18 protein-coding genes and 1 tRNA gene are annotated in these 18,025 nt (G+C 71.9%); 16 read left to right on the top strand and 3 right to left on the bottom strand.

The features are described 5' to 3' along the window. Positions 1-10 precede the first annotated feature (10 nt). Positions 11-430: a nucleoside-diphosphate kinase gene (gene ndk / locus DEJ03_RS12520; protein WP_017885984.1), complete on the top strand. Its 420-nt coding sequence runs from the start codon at positions 11-13 to the stop codon at positions 428-430. A 14-nt stretch (positions 431-444) separates the two neighbouring features. Continuing rightward, positions 445-1,293, top strand: a complete 849-nt coding sequence (locus DEJ03_RS12515) for a thioredoxin domain-containing protein (protein WP_110864851.1) — start codon at positions 445-447, stop codon at positions 1,291-1,293. A 70-nt stretch (positions 1,294-1,363) separates the two neighbouring features. Here the strand turns inward: DEJ03_RS12515 and DEJ03_RS12510 are convergent, their stop codons facing one another. Further along, positions 1,364-2,227, bottom strand: coding sequence for a thioredoxin domain-containing protein (locus DEJ03_RS12510; protein WP_110864850.1), 864 nt, complete (start codon positions 2,225-2,227; stop codon positions 1,364-1,366). Between the two features lie 31 nt (positions 2,228-2,258). Then, complete coding sequence (locus DEJ03_RS12505; RefSeq protein ID WP_244993419.1) at positions 2,259-2,861, bottom strand: vitamin K epoxide reductase family protein; 603 nt, start codon at positions 2,859-2,861, stop codon at positions 2,259-2,261. A 347-nt stretch (positions 2,862-3,208) separates the two neighbouring features. Here DEJ03_RS12505 and DEJ03_RS12500 point away from each other — a divergent pair, with 347 nt between their 5' ends. Together DEJ03_RS12500 and DEJ03_RS12490 are read left to right on the top strand one after the other, a co-directional pair. Then, positions 3,209-6,193, top strand: coding sequence for an Rne/Rng family ribonuclease (locus tag DEJ03_RS12500; protein ID WP_181422704.1), 2,985 nt, complete (start codon positions 3,209-3,211; stop codon positions 6,191-6,193). A gap of 1 nt (position 6,194) precedes the next feature. Continuing rightward, entirely contained in the window at positions 6,195-7,124 is a 930-nt protein-coding gene (locus DEJ03_RS12490; protein WP_110864847.1) for a hypothetical protein, read from the top strand. 95 nt (positions 7,125-7,219) lie between these two features. On the opposite strand, the gene DEJ03_RS12485 is transcribed toward DEJ03_RS12490, so the two are convergent. Then, positions 7,220-7,492: a DUF4031 domain-containing protein gene (locus DEJ03_RS12485; RefSeq protein WP_071405560.1), complete on the bottom strand. Its 273-nt coding sequence runs from the start codon at positions 7,490-7,492 to the stop codon at positions 7,220-7,222. Positions 7,493-7,671: 179 nt separating this feature from the next. Here DEJ03_RS12485 and rplU point away from each other — a divergent pair, with 179 nt between their 5' ends. From rplU to DEJ03_RS12425, 12 genes are all read left to right on the top strand, one after another. Further along, positions 7,672-7,980 (top strand): 50S ribosomal protein L21, encoded by a 309-nt coding sequence (gene rplU / locus DEJ03_RS12480; protein ID WP_027464715.1) that lies wholly within the window; start codon positions 7,672-7,674, stop codon positions 7,978-7,980. A 12-nt stretch (positions 7,981-7,992) separates the two neighbouring features. Further along, a complete protein-coding gene (gene rpmA / locus DEJ03_RS12475; RefSeq protein ID WP_017885976.1) occupies positions 7,993-8,244 on the top strand; it encodes a 50S ribosomal protein L27 in 252 nt (83 codons plus the stop codon). A 104-nt stretch (positions 8,245-8,348) separates the two neighbouring features. Further along, the gene (obgE, locus tag DEJ03_RS12470; protein ID WP_110864846.1) at positions 8,349-9,926 is read left to right on the top strand and encodes a GTPase ObgE; all 1,578 of its coding nucleotides are present in this window, start codon (positions 8,349-8,351) and stop codon (positions 9,924-9,926) included. Positions 9,927-9,933: 7 nt separating this feature from the next. Further along, entirely contained in the window at positions 9,934-10,752 is an 819-nt protein-coding gene (gene proB, locus DEJ03_RS12465) for a glutamate 5-kinase (protein ID WP_217499638.1), read from the top strand. A gap of 424 nt (positions 10,753-11,176) precedes the next feature. Beyond that, entirely contained in the window at positions 11,177-12,442 is a 1,266-nt protein-coding gene (locus tag DEJ03_RS12460; protein ID WP_110864845.1) for a glutamate-5-semialdehyde dehydrogenase, read from the top strand. 40 nt (positions 12,443-12,482) lie between these two features. Beyond that, positions 12,483-12,683, top strand: a complete 201-nt coding sequence (locus DEJ03_RS12455; protein WP_035807661.1) for a hypothetical protein — start codon at positions 12,483-12,485, stop codon at positions 12,681-12,683. An 11-nt stretch (positions 12,684-12,694) separates the two neighbouring features. Further along, positions 12,695-13,294 carry a nicotinate-nucleotide adenylyltransferase gene (gene nadD, locus DEJ03_RS12450; RefSeq protein ID WP_027464719.1) on the top strand — a complete coding sequence of 200 codons (600 nt, stop codon included), beginning with the start codon at positions 12,695-12,697 and terminating at the stop codon, positions 13,292-13,294. Further along, the gene (locus tag DEJ03_RS12445; protein WP_110864844.1) at positions 13,291-14,808 is read left to right on the top strand and encodes a hypothetical protein; all 1,518 of its coding nucleotides are present in this window, start codon (positions 13,291-13,293) and stop codon (positions 14,806-14,808) included. Before nadD ends, DEJ03_RS12445 begins: the two co-directional genes overlap by 4 nt. A gap of 132 nt (positions 14,809-14,940) precedes the next feature. Further along, complete coding sequence (rsfS, locus tag DEJ03_RS12440; RefSeq protein ID WP_027464721.1) at positions 14,941-15,315, top strand: ribosome silencing factor; 375 nt, start codon at positions 14,941-14,943, stop codon at positions 15,313-15,315. A 108-nt stretch (positions 15,316-15,423) separates the two neighbouring features. After that, positions 15,424-15,496 (top strand) — tRNA-Ala (locus DEJ03_RS12435). Positions 15,497-15,575: 79 nt separating this feature from the next. Then, a complete protein-coding gene (locus DEJ03_RS12430) occupies positions 15,576-16,499 on the top strand; it encodes an aldose 1-epimerase family protein (RefSeq protein ID WP_110864843.1) in 924 nt (307 codons plus the stop codon). After that, on the top strand, positions 16,478-17,995 hold the full coding sequence (locus DEJ03_RS12425) for an anthranilate synthase component I family protein (protein WP_110864842.1): 1,518 nt from the start codon (positions 16,478-16,480) through the stop codon (positions 17,993-17,995). Before DEJ03_RS12430 ends, DEJ03_RS12425 begins: the two co-directional genes overlap by 22 nt. Positions 17,996-18,025: the final 30 nt, after the last annotated feature.

Raw genomic sequence — 18,025 nt, 5'->3', positions numbered from 1 at the left:
GGAGTACTGCGTGTCCGACTTCGAAGAGACCCTCGTCCTCGTCAAGCCCGACGGCGTCGCCCGCCAGCTGACCGGTGAGATCCTCCGCCGGATCGAGGCGAAGGGCTACGAGCTCGTCGACCTGAAGATGCTCACCGCACCGCGCGACCTGCTCGACGCGCACTACGAGGAGCACCAGGGCAAGCCGTTCTTCGAGCCGCTCGTCGAGTTCATGCAGTCCGGTCCCGTCGTCGCCGTGCGCGTCGCCGGCAACGGTGCGATCGCGGGCTTCCGCTCGCTCGCCGGCACCACCGACCCGACCTCCGCCGCGCCCGGCACCATCCGTGGTGACCTGGGCCGCGACTGGGGCCTCAAGGTGCAGCAGAACCTGGTCCACGGTTCGGACAGCCCCGAGTCGGCCGCGCGCGAGCTCGCGCTCTGGTTCGCCTGAGCGACGGGGACGACGTGACGAACAACGACCGACCCACCAAGAACGAGCGGCGTCAGCACGCCCGAGAGGTCGCACGCCAGCGCGCGGACGCCGAGAAGCGCCGCAAGCGCCGCAACAAGTGGTTCCTGCAGGGCGGCATCGGCCTGGGCATCGTGGCGATCGCCGCGATCATCGCGATCGTCGTGGTGAACGTGAACAACGCGCCCGTGGTGTCCGCAGCCGGGCCGAAGAACATGGCCACCGGCGCGATCCAGTTCACCGGCCAGGACGGCAAGGTCACCCCGGTGACCACGCCGGCCGTCTCCCCGACGGGCTCGGCCTCGCCGGTCCCGACGGCGAACAGCGACGGCGCCGTGACGGTCACCGAGTACGTCGACTGGGCCTGCCCGGTCTGCAAGCAGTTCGAGGCGGCCTACTCCGACCAGATCCTCGACAAGGTGAAGTCGGGCGACGCGACCCTGGCGATCCAGCCGGTGTCGATCCTCGACCGCAGCTACGCGGGCTCCCGCTACGCCAGCCGTGCCGCGAACGCCGCCATGTGCGTGGCGAACTACGCACCGGACAAGTTCCTCGACGTGCAGACGCAGTTCTTCGAGAACCAGCCAGCCGAGGGCACCAAGGGCCTGACCAACTCCGAGATCGCGAAGCTCGTCAAGGCGGGCGGCGCGACCGGTTCGGACCTGTCCCAGTGCCTGTCGTCCGAGCAGTTCAAGGGCTGGGTGACGAAGTCGACGCAGGCCGTCACCACGAACGAGGCGCTCGCGGGCACGCAGGGCTTCGGCACGCCGACGATCGTCGTCGACGGCAAGCGCCTGGACGACCTGAGCACCGTCATCAGCGCGATCGACGCCGCGGCGAAGTAGCACTCCCCGAACGACCGACGGCCCTCGCTCCCATCCGGGAGCGGGGGCCGTTCGTCGCGAGCGGAGAAGGCTAGGACGCCCTGCCGTGCTCCCGGACGAAGGCCGCGAACGCGTCGATGTCGGCGAGGGATGCCGCACCGTCCGCGTTGTACTGCTCGCCGTCGACGATGATCGTCGGCGTGCTCGTGATCCCGTCGAGCGACGAGTTCGGCACCGGGCCGTTCATCGCCCGGTTCGTGGCGTCGGCGACCCACCCGGCGAAGTCCTGCCGGGTGATGCACGGTGCCACAGCCGGGTCCGTCGCCCCGGCCTGGCGCGCGAGGGACGCCAGCTCGTCGTTCGTCAGTCCGCGCGTGCTCTCCGAGGGCTGGTGGTCGTAGAGCGAGCTGTTGAAGGCCAGGAACGCGTCCGGGTCGTGGTCCGCGACGCACGCGGCGGCCGCAGCGGAGCGGGTCGAGTACCGCGATCCGAGCGACACGCGGTCGAGCAGCCCGAGCGGATGCAGCTCGAGGGTGGCGGTTCCGTCCTCGACCCACTGTCGGATCCGGGGCATCTGGGCCGTCTCGAACTGGTTGCAGTACGGGCACATGTAGTCCGCGTAGATCGTGATCGCGGTCTTCGAGCCGTCCTGCTCGGTCGGCGTCGGGGTCCCGCCGTCGGGCACCGCGCGCGTCTCGACGGGCACGATCCTGCCGTGCACCCCGGTGAGCAGGACGCCGTCGCTCGCCGCGTTCCGCGGACCCGGCCCGGCGGGCTGCACGGAGTTCGCGATGACCAGGACGACCACCGCGACCACCGCGAGGCCCCCGACGATGATCCCGCTGATGCCGAGTGTGCGGAGGCGACGACGGCGCGACTGCTCCGCCGCCCGTGCCGCTCGCGCACGTTCCCGTGCGGCGTCCCGGCGCGCCCTGCTGCTCTCGATCTCGCTCATCGATCCCGAGCGTAGGGGTAGCGGGGACGGCTCAGAAGCTGGTGAGGACCGCGGGGAACTTGATGATGATCGTGACGATGATGACCAGGTAGTTCGCCAGCGCGAACGCCCAGCTGAAGGGCAGGAGCGACCGCCCGACACGCTGTGCCCCGGCGCCGAAGCGACCCTGGGCCGTGTTCCAGATCGTGAACACCCAGAACATCGGGATCGTCATCGACCAGACGAGCATGCACCACGGGCACAGCGCGCCGATGACGAACACGGTCTGCGTGAACAGCCAGGTCACGAACACCCACGCCAGGAAGACACCGGCGTTGAAGACGATCCAGAACCAGCGCGAACCGTTCCGGAACCCAGCGAGCAGCAGCACGGCGACCGCGATCGGGGCGACGAACCCCATGACGCCGAGCAGCGGGTTCGGGAACCCGAACAGGTGCCCCTGCCAACTGGCCATCACGTCGGAGCAGTTGATGAACGGGTTCACGTCACAGCTCAGGACGGCCTTCGGGTTCTCGTACTTCGTGAACTCGTCGAGGACGAGCCGGAACGAGCCGAACAGGCCGACGATCCCGGTGACGAGCAGGAAGACCGCCATCGCGATCGGACGACGGGGGGCAGGTGCAGACGCGGTCACGCGGTCATCATCGCATGCGGGTTCCGGTGCTTTCCGGGTGCGGCATGCGATAATGCCTGGAGGTCGTGCGGCCAACCGCACACCGAAGAGAGCTTTCCGAGTGACGCCCCACCGGGCCGAACCCGGACGATCCGGTGCGGTGAGAGCGCACTGTGGTCGGGCAGCGTCACTCCGATGCCGAGCCGGAACGGGCCGGGTGCCCGGACCGGAACGGGCGCGGACGCAACGAGAAGATGACGCGGACCGATCACGAGACAGCGAGCGCGGGGGCGTCGACGCCGCCCGCCACGACACAGAATTCCCGCCACCCGAAAGGGTGCGAGTGGGGCCGAGGAGTGCACCAGTCCATGGTGGAGCAGAACAACGACAACACGACCAACGACGAGAACGCGCCGAAGCGCCGGAGCCGCCTGTTCGGCGGTCGCCGCGCCCGGTCGTCCGGCCAGGAGGCCCGTGGGGGCGCCGAGCAGGCACCCCACGCCGACGAGACCCTCGCGCTGACGGGCGGCGCTGACGCCCGTCCCGCGGCCAGCGTCGCGTCGGCCGGTTCGCCGGACTCTCCCGGTTCGCCGGACTCGCCCGACTCTCCGGCCTCGCCCGCGTCGCCCGTCGAGCAGACCGACACCGGGGCGGTCTCCGTCGCGGTCGAGGCCGTCGCCGACAGCGGTGCCGAGCCGCACGACGTGAGCACGCTGACCGGTGACCTGCCGGTCGTGACGGGCGACCGGTCGGGCACCGCGACCGACGGGGCGGACGCGGACCGCGCCTCCCGTCCGGCCGACGCCGCACCGACGGCCGAGGCGAGCGACGACGCCGCACCCGCCGACGAGCCGTTCGTGCCGAAGGCCACGAGCACGCTCAGCCTGATCTTCCACGCGCCGGTGCTGCCGGAGCTGCCGCAGCGCGCGCCCCGGTTCGAGCGTGACCGCGACCGTGACCGCGACGAGGACGACCGCTACGACCGCGAGGACCGCTTCGACCGCGACCGTGACGACCGCGACGACCAGGGCGGCTCGCGCCGTCGCTCGCGTCGCCGTGGTTCGAGCGCCGACCGCGAGGCCCGCGAGCCGCGCGACCACCAGGAGCCGCGCCGCCGCGAGCCGGAGCTCATCACCGAGCCGCAGCGCATCAAGGGCTCGACCCGGCTCGAGGCGAAGAAGCAGCGTCGTCGTGACGGCCGCGATGCCGGACGCCGCCGTCAGGTGGTCAGCGAGGACGAGTTCCTCGCTCGCCGCGAGAGCGTCGACCGCCAGATGATCGTCCGCTCCAGCTCGTCGACGATCGAGATCGGCGTGCTCGAGGACGGCATCCTCGCCGAGCACTACATCACCAAGTCCGAGAACGTGTCGCTCATCGGCAACGTCTACCTCGGCAAGGTGCAGAACGTCCTGCCCTCGATGGAGGCGGCGTTCGTCGACATCGGTCGTGGCCGCAACGCCGTGCTCTACGCCGGTGAGGTCGACTGGAACTCCGTCGAGACCGGCAACCACGGTCGCCGCATCGAAGCAGCGCTCAAGCCGGGCGACAAGGTCCTCGTGCAGGTCACGAAGGACCCGGTCGGCCACAAGGGTGCCCGCCTCACCAGCCAGATCTCGCTGCCGGGTCGCTACCTGGTCTACGTGCCGAACGGCTCGATGAACGGGATCTCGCGCAAGCTGCCGGACACCGAGCGTGCCCGACTGAAGAAGATCCTGAAGGAGGTCCTGCCGGAGCACGCGGGCGTCATCGTGCGCACCGCCGCCGAGGGCGCGACCGAGGAGCAGCTCACCCGCGACGTGCAGCGCCTGACCAGCCAGTGGGAGGCCATCCAGAAGAAGGTCGCCGGTGGTCACGCCCCGGTCATGCTGCACTCCGAGCCCGACCTGCTCATCAAGATCGTCCGTGACGTCTTCAACGAGGACTTCACGAAGCTGATCATCGACGGCGAGGCCGCCGGCGGCACCATCGACGAGTACCTGTCGGCCGTGGCCCCGGACCTCAAGGACCGCGTCGTCCGCTACGAGGGCCCGGACTCCTTCGAGGAGTTCCGCCTCAACGAGCAGATCGACAAGGCGCTCGACCGCAAGGTCTGGCTGCCCTCCGGTGGTTCGCTCGTCATCGACCGCACCGAGGCCATGACGGTCGTCGACGTCAACACGGGCAAGTTCGTCGGCTCCGGTGGCAACCTCGAAGAGACGGTCACGAAGAACAACCTCGAAGCCGCCGAGGAGCTCGTCCGCCAGCTCCGCCTGCGCGACATCGGCGGCATCATCGTCGTCGACTTCATCGACATGGTGCTCGAGGAGAACCGCGACCTCGTGCTCCGCCGCCTGGTCGAGTGCCTGAGCCGCGACCGCACGAAGCACCAGGTCGCCGAGATCACCTCGCTCGGCCTCGTGCAGATGACCCGCAAGAAGATCGGTGTCGGCCTGCGCGAGTCCCTCGACGAGGTCAACGCGAAGATCAACGACAACAACGCCGACCCGGGCCCGAGCAAGGGCCGTCGCAAGGGCCGCGGCGGGAACGGCAACGAGAACGGCCGATCCGACAACGGCAACGGCAACGGTGGCAAGGGGAACTCCGGTTCCTCGGGGCAGTCGAACGGTGCCTCCGGCCAGGCGCACCAGATCACCGACGACGTGAAGAACGCGCTGTCGCGGATCGCCGCCTCGACCCTCTCGCACGACGAACAAGAGGCCGCAGCAGCTGCCGTGACCGCGACCGCGACGGAGGCCACGGCACCGTCGTCGGCCGACGCGTCGACCGGCCCGGACAGCACGGGTGGCGAGCAGCCGACCGGTTCGAAGCGTCGTCGCCGTGGCCGTGGCGGCCGCGGGGCAGAGCAGCAGAGCGGAGACCAGCAGGGCGGCGACCAGCAGGCCGCTGCCGACGCTCGGGCCACCGATGCACTGCAGGCACCCGCTGCCGAGCCGTCGGACCCGTCTGGGTCGTCGGTCACCGCTGAGCCCGCCGTGATCGTCGAGCCCGAGGCGCGCGCGCCGAAGGTCGCTGCTCCGGCCGTCACCGAGCCCGCAGCCGCACCGAAGGCGAAGGCCCCGGCCCGCCGTCGCGTGAGCTCGAGCGCCACCGTGACGCCGACCGACAACACCGTGGCGATCCTGGACATCCCGATCGCCGCGGCGCCCAAGCGCGAGCCCCGCGCGGTCGCCCCGGACGCCGAGTCCCTGCTCGACTCGGTGCTCCAGGCGCTCCCGGAGCCGAAGCAGCCCGGACAGGGGCGCTCGCGCTCCCGCCGGGTCTCGTCGCCGAGCATCAGCGCTCCCGCCACGCCGACGGAGGAGTCGACCGACGACGCCGACGGCTCCGACGGCTCCGTGATCCTGGGGAACTGACGTGTCGAACCCGGGCGACCCGCAGCAGCAGCGTGGGTACTACGGTGCGGGCTGGTCCCAGCCCGCACCGCCCGGCCCGGGTGCCCAGCAGCCCGGCGGCCCGGTGCCGCCGCAGCAGGGCGGCGTGCCGCAGTACGGGCGTCAGCCCGGTGCCGGCGCGCCGTACGCCCCGCCGCGGCCGCCCCGTGCCCCGGCCGACCCCCGCCGGGCCTTCGCGCCCGGCGCCTCGGTGACGAACACGGCCGGTGCGCTCATCGCCGTGGTGGCCCTGGTGCTCGTCGAGTTCGTGTCCGGGCTCTTCGGGCTGCTCGGCACCTCGCTCGTGGTCAGTCCGTTCCGGCACTACGGCGCCGGCACGAGCCTGCTCGGCAGCTTCACGACCGGGGTCTTCGTGGCTCCGTTCCCGTACTACGTCGGCGCGTTCCTGGCCCTGGCGTTCCTGACGCCGATCGACCGCCGCAGCCCGCTGCCGAGGCTCCTGCTCCGCGTGGTCCTCGCCGGCGCCGCGGGCACGGTGGCCCTGATGCTCGTCGGGGTCTTCACCGGCTCGTTCGGAGCGGCCACCGCCGGCGGCTCCCAGCTCGTCATCGACGTGCTCACGCGACCGCTGCAGAACGGTCTGCCGTTCACCGTGATGCTCCTGGCGACCGCCACGGCAGCTTGGCTCTGGCTCGGTCGGCCGCGCCGCGGACGTGGCTCGTCGACGACCTCGGGGATGCCGGGCACCGTCCGACCCGCCGACGCGGTCCCACCCTCGACGATCCAGCCGCCGGCACCACAGCAGCCACAGCAGCAGCCGCCGGCACCGTACGGGCAGGGGCGCGTGCAGCCCGACCCCCACGGCCAGTACGGCGGCCAGTACGGCGCCGGGCCACGCCCAGACCAGCAGCAGCCCCCGGCGAACCCCTGGGGCGGTCCAGCGCCCCGCTGAGCCCGTTCGCGCGGCCCTGCGAGCCGGCGGCGCACCGTGCGCGGTGCCGGGCGGGGCGGACGCACGCCGCGCCTCCCGGGCGTCCGGACGGGCGGTCAGAGACCGCGCTTGTCCCGCTGCGCCACGCGCAGCCCACTGCGGATCAACCGCAGCACGAGCTCGCGACCGGTCACGGCCGAGGCGCCAGCGGCCACCAGTTCGTCGTACCGCGAGAGCGGGACGTCGTAGTGGTCGTGGTCGAACGCACGGCGCGGCACACCGGCCCGCGCAGCGAACGCGTGGAGTTCCGCGTAGGATTCATCACTGACGAGGTGCGACCACAGTGTGTCGTGGGCGGGCCACGTCGGTGGGTCGATCAACACGGTCACCGTGCAATCGTACGGGTGTCGCCGTTTGACCGGACCCAGGGTGATCGAGTATTCTCGGTCCCTGGTGTCAGCGGGCCGTTCTGCCTGCGTCGCCGATCGGGCCCGGCCTTCCGGGAGCCGCTCGTGCAGAAGTGGGCACCCGAGACTTCCCTCAAGCAGAGTTACGTAAGGATTTCCACGTGGTTTACGCAGTAGTGCGCGCCGGCGGCCGTCAGGAGAAGGTCGAGGTCGGCACCATCCTGACCATCGACCGTGCCAAGGCGGACGACAAGGGCAACATCGACCTCGCCCCCGTGCTCCTCGTGGACGGTGACAAGATCACGTCGGCGGCTTCCGAGCTCGCGAACGTGACCGTCACCGCCGAGGTGCTCGACGACCTCCGTGGTCCCAAGGTCATCATCCAGAAGTTCAAGAACAAGACCGGGTACAAGAAGCGCCAGGGTTTCCGCGCTGAGCTGACCCGCGTCAAGATCACCAAGATCGCGTAAGGGAGTCAACTCATGGCACACAAGAAGGGTGCGAGTTCCACTCGCAACGGTCGTGACTCGAACGCACAGCGCCTCGGCGTGAAGCGCTTCGGTGGCGAGGTCGTCAACGCCGGCGAGATCATCGTCCGCCAGCGCGGCACGCACTTCCACCCGGGCGCCAACGTCGGCCGCGGTGGCGACGACACGCTGTTCGCCCTCTCGTCCGGTTCGGTCGAGTTCGGCACCAAGGGTGGCCGCAAGGTCATCAACATCGTCAACGCGTAGTCGTTCGAACGACTGCAGCTGGAGGGGCGGGCCGAGTGCCCGCCCCTCCTTCGCTTTTCCCGCCGACGATCCCGTCGGCACAACGAAACACCTGGAGTGGACCCATGGCGACCTTCGTCGACCGCGTGACCCTGCACCTCAGCGCGGGGCACGGCGGCAACGGCTGCGTGTCGGTCCGCCGTGAGAAGTTCAAGCCCCTCGCCGGGCCCGACGGCGGCAACGGCGGTGACGGTGGCGACATCGTGCTCGTGGCCGACCCGCAGGTGACGACGCTGCTCGGCTACCACCGTTCGCCGCACCGCTCGTCGAAGAACGGGCAGCCCGGCATGGGTGACCACCGCAGCGGTGTCAGCGGCGAGGTCCTCGAGCTCCCGATGCCCGTCGGCACCGTGGTGTACGACGAGTCCGGCGAGGTCATCGCCGACCTCACCGAGCCCGGCATGCGCGTCGTCGTGGCCCCCGGTGGACAGGGCGGCCTCGGCAACGCGGCGCTCTCCACCACGAAGCGCAAGGCCCCCGGCTTCGCGCTGCTCGGCACCGAGGGCTGGGCGGGGGACATCAGCCTCGAGCTGAAGACCATCGCCGACGTGGCCCTCGTCGGGTTCCCGAGCGCCGGCAAGTCCTCGCTGATCGCGGCCGTCTCCGCCGCCAAGCCGAAGATCGCGGACTACCCGTTCACGACCCTCACCCCGAACCTCGGCGTCGTCGAGTCCGGTGACACCCGCTTCACCGTCGCCGACGTCCCCGGTCTGATCGAGGGCGCGTCCGAGGGCAAGGGCCTGGGTCTCGAGTTCCTGCGCCACGTCGAGCGGTGCGAGGCGCTGCTCCACGTCATCGACTGCGCCACGCTCGACCCGGGCCGCGACCCGATCAGCGACCTCGACGTCATCCTCGGCGAGCTCGAGCGCTACCCGGTGCCCGAGGGCCAGGTGCCGCTGCTCGAGCGCCCGCAGCTCATCGCCCTGAACAAGATCGACGTGCCCGAGGCGCAGGAGCTCGCCGAGTTCGTCACCGCCGAGCTCGAGGGCCGCGGCTACCGCGTCTTCCCGATCTCCACGGCGTCCCGCAAGGGGCTCCGCGAGCTGACGTTCGCCCTGGCCGACATCGTCGAGCAGGCCCGCGCCGCCCGTGCGGCCGAGCCGGTGCCGGAGCGCATCGTGCTCCGCCCCCGTTCGGTCAACGAGAAGCCGTTCACCGTGCGCGCCGAGGGTGGCGAGGAGCACCGCTTCTACCGCGTCCGCGGCGCCAAGCCGGAGCGCTGGGTCCAGCAGACGGACTTCACGAACGAAGAGGCGATCGGCTACCTGGCCGACCGGCTCGCGAAGCTCGGCGTCGAGGACGGCCTGTTCAAGGCCGGAGCCGTCGCCGGCTCCACCGTCGTCATCGGTGGCGACGGCGGCATGGTGTTCGACTGGGAGCCCACGCTCACGTCGACCGCGGAGCTCATCACGAGCGCCCGAGGGACCGACGCCCGCATCGGTGCGACCTCGCGTCCGACCCGCAACGAGCGGCGCGAGGAGTACTTCGAGCGGATGGACGCCAAGGCGGCTGCCCGTGCCGAGCTCGAGCAGGAGCGCGTCTCCGGGCTCTGGGTGGACGACGACGTGGTGACCAGCGACCAGCTCGGCACCGGCGACCAGTTCGACGCCGACCAGGTCGAGACCAGCGACCAGAAGGACTGACCGCGGCATGACCGACACGACCGCCCGCACCGACCTCGGACCCGTCACACGGCGCGAGGACATCCCGCGTGCGCGGCGGATCGTCGTCAAGGTCGGCTCGTCCTCGGTCAGCGGTGACGCCGCCGGCCAGATCGGCCCCCTGGTGGACGCGCTGGCTGCCGCCTACGGCCGGGGGACCGAGGTCGTGCTCGTGTCGTCCGGTGCGATCGCGACCGGGTTCCCGTTCCTCGGGCTCGAGGGCCGGCCGGACGACCTCGCCACGCAGCAGGCGGCGGCCGCCACCGGGCAGAACGTCCTGATGTTCCGGTACCAGAAGGAACTCGACCGGCACGGTGTCGTCGCGGCGCAGATCCTGCTCACCGCCGGTGACCTGCAGAACCCCACGCACCGGGTGAACGCCCAGCGCGCCATCGACCGCTTGCTCGCCCTGCGCGTGCTGCCGATCGTGAACGAGAACGACACCGTCGCCACGCACGAGATCCGCTTCGGCGACAACGACCGGCTCGCAGCCCTGGTGGCCCGGTTGCTCGGCGCCGACGCCCTCGTGCTGCTGTCCGACGTCGAGGCGCTCTACACGGCACCCCCGGAGCAGCCCGGCGCGACCCGCATCGACGAGGTGCCGTTCGGCGACGAGCTCGCCGGGGTCACCTTCGGCTCGATCGGCACCGCCGGCGTCGGCACCGGGGGAGCGGGGACCAAGGTCGCCGCCGCACGGCTCGCGGCCGAGGCGGGCACCGCGGTGCTCGTGACCGACACGGCGCTGGTCGACCGCGCGCTGGCGGGCGAACACCTCGGCACCTGGTTCCACGCCGCGCCGCGTCCCTGACGCAGCCCGCACAGTGCGGCGCCGCGTCGCGCCAGTGGCAGCGAGTGGTCACGACTCCCCGTCGGGACGGCGCCGACTGGTCGGAGGCCGTCGGTGTGGGCGTCGCGGAGCGACGGTCTGTGACCGCTCGCGTGGCGCAGGACGACGTGGCGTGACCGGTCGGTGGGGTGGACACGACCGCCTGGAGGCCCGGCGCCGGTCCCGGAGACCGGTGCCGGGCCTCCAGGCGGTCACGACTCCCCGTCGGGACGCCGTCGAACGGTCGGGAACCGTCGGTAGGGGCGGCGCGGAGCGACGATCGGTGACCGCTCGGCAGGCGGGTGACGACGTGTCGTGCCCGCTCGGAGCGGCGGACCGGGCCTGGAGGCACGGCGAGCGTCCGGCACGCCCGTCACGAACCGAGGGGCGGACCTACAATCGGTCCATGTCGTCGATCGCGCCCGCCCCGACCCTCACCGACAAGCTCGTGGCGGCACGGGCCGCCTCGTCGGCGCTCGCGACCGCGACGACCGCCGTCAAGGACGCGGCCCTCGGCGCGATCGCCTCGGCGGTGCGTGCCGCGACCGACGAGATCATCGCCGCGAACCACGACGACCTCGTCGCCGGCGAGGACGGCGGGCTCTCGTCCGGGCTGCTCGACCGGCTGCGACTCGACCCCGTCCGGATCGAGGCCCTCGCCGCCGCGGTCGAGCACGTCGTCGGGCTGACCGACCCCGTGGGGGAGCACGTGCGCGGGTCGCAGCTGCCGAACGGACTCCAGCTCACCCAGGTGCGCGTGCCGTTCGGTGTCGTCGGGGCGATCTACGAGGCACGCCCGAACGTCACCGTCGACATCGCCTCCCTCGCGCTCAAGTCGGGCAACGCCGTCGTGCTCCGTGGCGGGTCGGCGGCCCAGCACACGAACGCCGTGCTCGTCGCCCGGATCCAGGACGCTGTCGAGTCGGTGGGGCTGCCCCGCGACCTGGTGCAGACCATCGACGAGTTCGGCCGCGCCGGTGCCACCGAGCTCATGCGGGCACGCGGCCTGGTCGACGTGCTGATCCCGCGGGGGAGCGCCGCGCTCATCCAGACCGTCGTCACCGAGTCGCAGGTGCCGGTCATCGAGACCGGTGCGGGCGTCGTGCACGTGTTCCTCGACGCGTCCGCGCCCGAGCAGCGTGCGGTCGACATCGTCCTGAACAGCAAGGTGCAGCGGCCGAGCGTGTGCAACGCCCTCGAGACCCTCCTGGTGCACGAGGCCGCGGCCGAACGGCTCCTGCCACTGCTGGCCGACCGGCTGCGGGCGTCCGGTGTGACGCTGCGCGGCGACGACGCCACGCGGGCGATCGTGCCCGGGGTGCTCCGCGCCACCGACGACGACTGGGCGACCGAGTCGATGGACCTCGACCTGTCGATCCGTGTCGTGCCCGACGTCGACGCGGCGATGGCGCACATCGCCCGGTGGTCGACGCACCACACGGAGTCGATCGTGACGAACGACGTCGACACCGCCGAACGGTTCCTGGCGACCGTCGACTCGGCGGTCGTGATGGTGAACGCCTCGACCCGGTTCACCGACGGCGGCGAGTTCGGTTTCGGTGCCGAGGTCGGCATCTCGACGCAGAAGCTGCACGCGCGCGGTCCGATGGGCCTGCCGGAGCTCACGAGCACGAAGTGGATCGTGCGCGGCTCCGGGCAGATCCGCGGCTAGACTGAACGGCGTCTTTCCCCGACCGAACGGAGCACGAACGATGACCCTCCTCGCAGAAGCTGCTGAGCACGCCTCCGGGGCGCCCGCGTTCGTGTTCCCCATGGTCGGCGCCCTCTTCTTCATCTTCCTCGGCTTCGTGACCTGGAGCTTCCGCGACGTGGCCTACCGCCACTCCCAGAAGTTCGAGGCCACCCGCCACCACGAGACGGGTGTCGACGAGTTCGGTCACACCAAGATCTGACCGACCACTCGATGCTCGAGACCACCGGACGGCCACGCATCGGCGTGATGGGTGGCACGTTCGACCCCATCCACCACGGGCACCTGGTCGCGGCGTCCGAGGTGGCGCGGGCGTTCGACCTCGACGAGGTCGTCTTCGTCCCCACCGGACAGCCGTACATGAAGTCCGACGTCACCGACGCCGAGCACCGGTACCTGATGACCGTGATCGCCACCGCGTCGAACCCGATGTTCACCGTCAGCCGCGTGGACATCGACCGCCCGGGGCCGACGTACACCGTCGACACCCTGCGGGACCTGCACGAACAACGGCCGGATGCCCAGCTCGTCTTCATCTCGGGCGCAGACGCCGTTCAGCAGATCGTCGACTGGAAAGACCATGATGGTCTCTGGGACCTCGCGCACTTCGTGGCCGTGACGCGTCCGGGACACGCCTTGAGCCTCACCGGATTGCCCGAGCGGGACGTAAGCTTGCTCGAAGTCCCTGCACTGGCCATATCCTCGACGGATTGCCGTGACCGGGTTCGACGGGGGTTCCCCGTCTGGTACTTGGTTCCCGACGGTGTCGTCCAGTACATCTCCAAGCACCATCTGTATCGGAGCGTTGCATGAGTTCGTCCGACGCGCAGCCGCCCCTGTCGCGGCGCCAGGCGCGCGAGCGGGAGCGTGCCGCCGCGGCCGGTTCGCAGCCCGCGACGCCGCCCCCGACCGTCGCCGCACCCGCCGCCGAGACCCCCGAGTCCCGTCGCCGTCCGGGGTCGCACGTCGCCCCGGCCCCCGGCGGCCCCGCCCAGTCGTCCGCGCCGGCATCGGCGCAGACCGACCCCGGATCCGCCGCGTCCGTCCCGGTGTCGGCACCCGCGGCCGGTGTGCCGCCGTTCCCGCCGGCCTCCGCGACCGAGATCGTCCCCGGCAGCGGTGGGCTCACCCGTCGGCAGATCCGGCAGCTCCGTGCCGCCGAGCGCCAGGCGGTCCTGCCGGTCCCGCTGCAGAACCCCACGCCCCAGTCGTCCGACCGCACCGTCGAGGACGTCCTCGGGTCGGTGGACACGATCGACCCCTCCGCCGCGCCGCAGAGCGCTCCGGACGCCGAGGCCGCGCACGACGAGCAGCCCGCTGCCCCGACGGTCCTCGACCAGGCCGCGGTCGCCCAGGCCACCGAGGCCGACGGGTCCCCGGACGCGCTCGAGCCCCTCGAGGAGGCCGCTGCGCACGCCGAGGAGCCCCGCCGCCACCGGTCGACGTGGTCGCCGCCCGCCGACGTCACCGAGTCCGACGCGTCCGCGACCGACGTCCCGGAGTCTGGAGCGCCGGAGACCGACGCCCCGGCGGGCGACGTCCCCGAGTCCGACGCTCCTGCGGACGAGACGACCGACGTCGCACCGGCGGACGAGTCGTCTGAGGACGCTCCGGCCCGGTCTGCCGACGACGCTCCCGCTCCCGCTGCCGGGTCGCAGCCCGCCGTCACGCCGGTCCCGATCCCGACGAACGCCGCCGCAGCGACCCCCGCGGTGTTCCCGCTCTCGCTCGACGCCGAGGACGACGACACCAACGAGGTGCCGCTGCCCGAGCCCGCGACCGAGGCCCCGAAGGTCCCCGCGGCGTTCCAGCGTCCGACCGAGCCGAAGCCGGTGACCACGGCCTTCGCGCCGCCCGCCGGCCACTGGTCGCAGCAGGCGCACGACTCGAACGACTCCGAGGTGCACGACGCCGAGACGGGCACCCGCCGCGTCGCGGTGACGAACACGAACGCGATCATCCTGCCGAACTCGGCCCTGGCCGACCCCACCGGTGCGCTCAACGCGACGGGCGAGGTGATCCTGACCGGGTCGATCGACCTGCCGGCGTCGCTGTCGTCGACGGGGTCGCACCGGCCGATCGACGGCGCCGAGGTCGACCGCCTGCTCGAGCAGCAGGACGAGCAGCCCGAGACCGACGCCAGCCCGGTGCGGGCCAGCCGCGCGGTGTCCAGCCACACCTCGACCCGTCAGGTCGTGCTCGCCGCCGCCAAGCCGAAGGAGTCGCGTACGCCGCTGATCCTCGGTGTGACGGTCGGCGCGGTCGGGTTGGCCGCGGCCGGCGTCATCATCACCGCACTGCTCACCACCCACGCGTTCGGCGGCTGACCGCTGCCGTCCTCGACGTCCGTTCTCCACCACCCCGCCGCCCCTGGCCTGGCCGCTGTCGGCGGGGTGGCTTATGATCGTGACCCATCAAGCGAACCGGCTGTCCGTCGGTTCGACGACCGGAAGGAATCCGTGACCGCCTCCACTCGCGCACTGGAACTCGTGCAGGCCGCAGCACTCGCGGCCGACGCCAAGCAGGCCGAGGACCTCGTCGCTCTCGACGTGACCGGGCCGTTGCAGCTCACGGACGTGTTCCTGCTCGCAACCGGTCGGAACGAGCGCAACGTGCAGTCCATCGCCGATGCCGTCGAGGAACGCCTCCTCGAGCTCGGTGCCAAGACGCTCCGCCGCGAAGGCCGTACCGAGGGCCGTTGGGTCCTCATCGACTTCGGCGAGATCATCGTGCACGTCTTCCACGACGAAGACCGCCAGTACTACTCACTCGAGCGTCTCTGGGCCGACTGCCCGACGATCCCGCTCGAGCTCCCGGTGGACCACACCGCCTGATCAGCGACGCGCCCGGGTGACGGCTTCGATTTCGTTGCCCGGCGTTCGCATGGTGTACGCTTCTATGGTGCCTCCGGGGAACCGGTTGGTACGGAAACAGCACGATCTGGGTCTGTGGCGCAGCTGGTAGCGCACCTGCATGGCATGCAGGGGGTCAGGGGTTCGAGTCCCCTCAGATCCACCCGCAACCCCGTCGTTCCTCGGAACGGCGGGGTTTTTCGTGCGCCCGGCGGGACTCGGTGGCCCGATACGCTGAGCCCATGAGCAACGACGCGCCGCTGTCCGGGTCCCCGCTGACGATCGCCTCCGCCGGGTACACGGCCGACATCGCCACGGTCGGAGCGACACTGCGGACCCTGCGGCACGAGGGCCGAGACCTGGTCGTCCCGTTCGACGCCGACGAGGTCCGCCCGGTCTTCCGCGGTGCCGTCCTGGCCCCGTGGCCGAACCGGATCGTCGACGGCGAGTACTCCTTCGGCGGCGTCGACCACGCGCTCGCCCTCACCGAGCCCGCACGGCACCACGCCCTGCACGGACTCGTCGCGTGGACGGACTTCCGCGTGCAGGAGCAGGCGGACGACCGCGTGGTGCTCGCCACGACCGTCCAGGCGCAGCAGGGCTACCCGTACCGCGTCGAGGTCACCGTGGAGTACCGGCTCGACGCCGAGGGGCTGCACACGACGATCACCGGGACGAACACCGGAGCCGAGGACGCACCGTGGGGGACCGGCCCGCACCCGTACCTCGTCGCGGGTACCGGCACCGTCGACGACTGGGCCCTGACGCTCCCCGCCGCCCAGGTGCTCGAGGTGACGCCGGACCGGCTCGTCCCGACCGACCTGGTCCCCGTGCACGACGAGTTCGACCTGCGCACGCCCACGCTGATCAGCGACCGGTTCATCGACCACGCCTTCACCGGCTTCGACCGCGACACCGCCGGCCTCGCCACCATCGCGGTCACGGCGGCGGACGGTCGCGGGGTCCGTGCGACCTTCGGGCCGGAGTGCGGCTGGGCGCAGGTGCACACCGCCGACCACGTCGTCCCCGAGTACCACCGCGCCGGTCTCGCCGTCGAGCCGATGACGTGCGCCCCCGACGCCTTCAACGACGGCGAGGACCGCGGCCTCGTGGTGCTCGCGCCCGGTGCCTCGCACGCCGCCGCATGGACGATCGCCGCGATCTGAGCACCCCCGACCCCGGCGTCCGCGTCGAGGTCCGCCGACTCGACCCGGTCCCCGACCTCGCGGCCCTGGCGGCGCAGGTCCCCGGGGACCTGGTGTGGCTCGACTCCGGCCTGCCCGACGGTGCTCCCGCCACGGCTCGACCCCGGGCACGGTGGTCCGTGCTGGCGTGGACGGACGGGCCGTTCGCCGCACGGTTCCGGCACCAGGACCGTCGCGCGCACCTGACGGTCGCCGCGCCCGCCGAGGGGTGGTTCGGGCCCGCCCGATCCGAGGAGCGTCCGGCCTTCGCGGTGCTGGCGGACCTGCTCCGACGCACGCCCCGCCTGCCCGAGCCGGTCGTCGGGTGCGGGTTCGCGCTGGGCTGGGTCGGGTTCCTCGGCTACGAGCTCGGCCGCGAGTCCGGCGGCCCGGACCGCACCGCCGACGGGTACGCCGACGCCGACCTGCGGTTCGTCGACCGCGCCGTCGTCGTCGACCACACCGGTGGCGCCTGGGCGCTCGCGCTCGTCGCCGACGTGGAACCGGCGGCCAGTGCGCGGAACCGCGTGTGGCTCGAGGAGGTGCCCACCCCCACGACGTCGGCCGGCGTCGTGGACGCGGCCACGGGCCTCCCGGCCGGGGTGTCCACGGCGACCGGACGCGTCACGCGCGCCGCCTACGAGCGGGCGGTCGACGCGTGCCGCGCGGAGATCCGCGAGGGGAACGCGTTCCAGGTCTGCCTCACCACCGCCTTCGCGGTCGGACTGGAGGCCCGTGGCGGCCCCGGTACGGACCCGCACCTGGACGAGTACCTGCGGATGCGGGCGGCCGATCCCGTCCCGTTCGGTGCGTTCCTGCGGCTCGGCGCGCTGCGCGTGGCGAGCCGGTCACCGGAGCGGTTCCTGCGGATCGACGCGGCCGGAGCGGTGCTCGCGGAGCCGATCAAGGGCACGCGGCGGCGGCTTACCGACGCGGTGGCGGACGCGGCCGCGCGGGACGACCTGGCGGCGAGCCCGAAGGACCGCGCCGAGAACGTGATGATCGTCGACCTGCTGCGGAACGACCTGCTGCGGACCGCGGTGCCCGGGTCGGTGCACGTCGAGCGGCTGTGCGCCGTCGAGACGTACGCCAGCGTGCACCAGCTGGTCTCGACGATCGGGGCGGTGCTGCCGCCGGGGACGTCGCGGGCCGACGTGGTGCACGCGGCGTTCCCGCCGGGGTCGATGACCGGGGCGCCGAAGAGCAGTGCCACGGCGATCGCGGACCGGCTCGAGGGGGCGCCGCGCGGGGTGTACTCGGGCGCGATCGGGTACTTCTCGGCGAGCGGGGCGGTCGACCTGTCGGTGGCGATCCGTAGCCTCGTGACCGTGCTCGACGAGTCGGGTGCGGTGCGTTCCCGGACCTTCGGAGCCGGGGGAGCGGTGACCTGGTCGTCGGTGCCCGCGGACGAGGCGGACGAGGTCGAGACCAAGACGCGGTCGGTGCTCGGCGGGGTCGGGGCGGTTGCCAGCTGGTGAGCTGATGCCCTGATCCGAACACGTGTTCGA

This window comes from Curtobacterium sp. MCLR17_043, from assembly GCF_003224215.1.
GTDB lineage: Bacteria > Actinomycetota > Actinomycetes > Actinomycetales > Microbacteriaceae > Curtobacterium > Curtobacterium flaccumfaciens.
The sequence above is the reverse complement of the archived record's forward strand: the minus strand, read 5'-3'. Positions and strand labels throughout refer to the sequence as shown.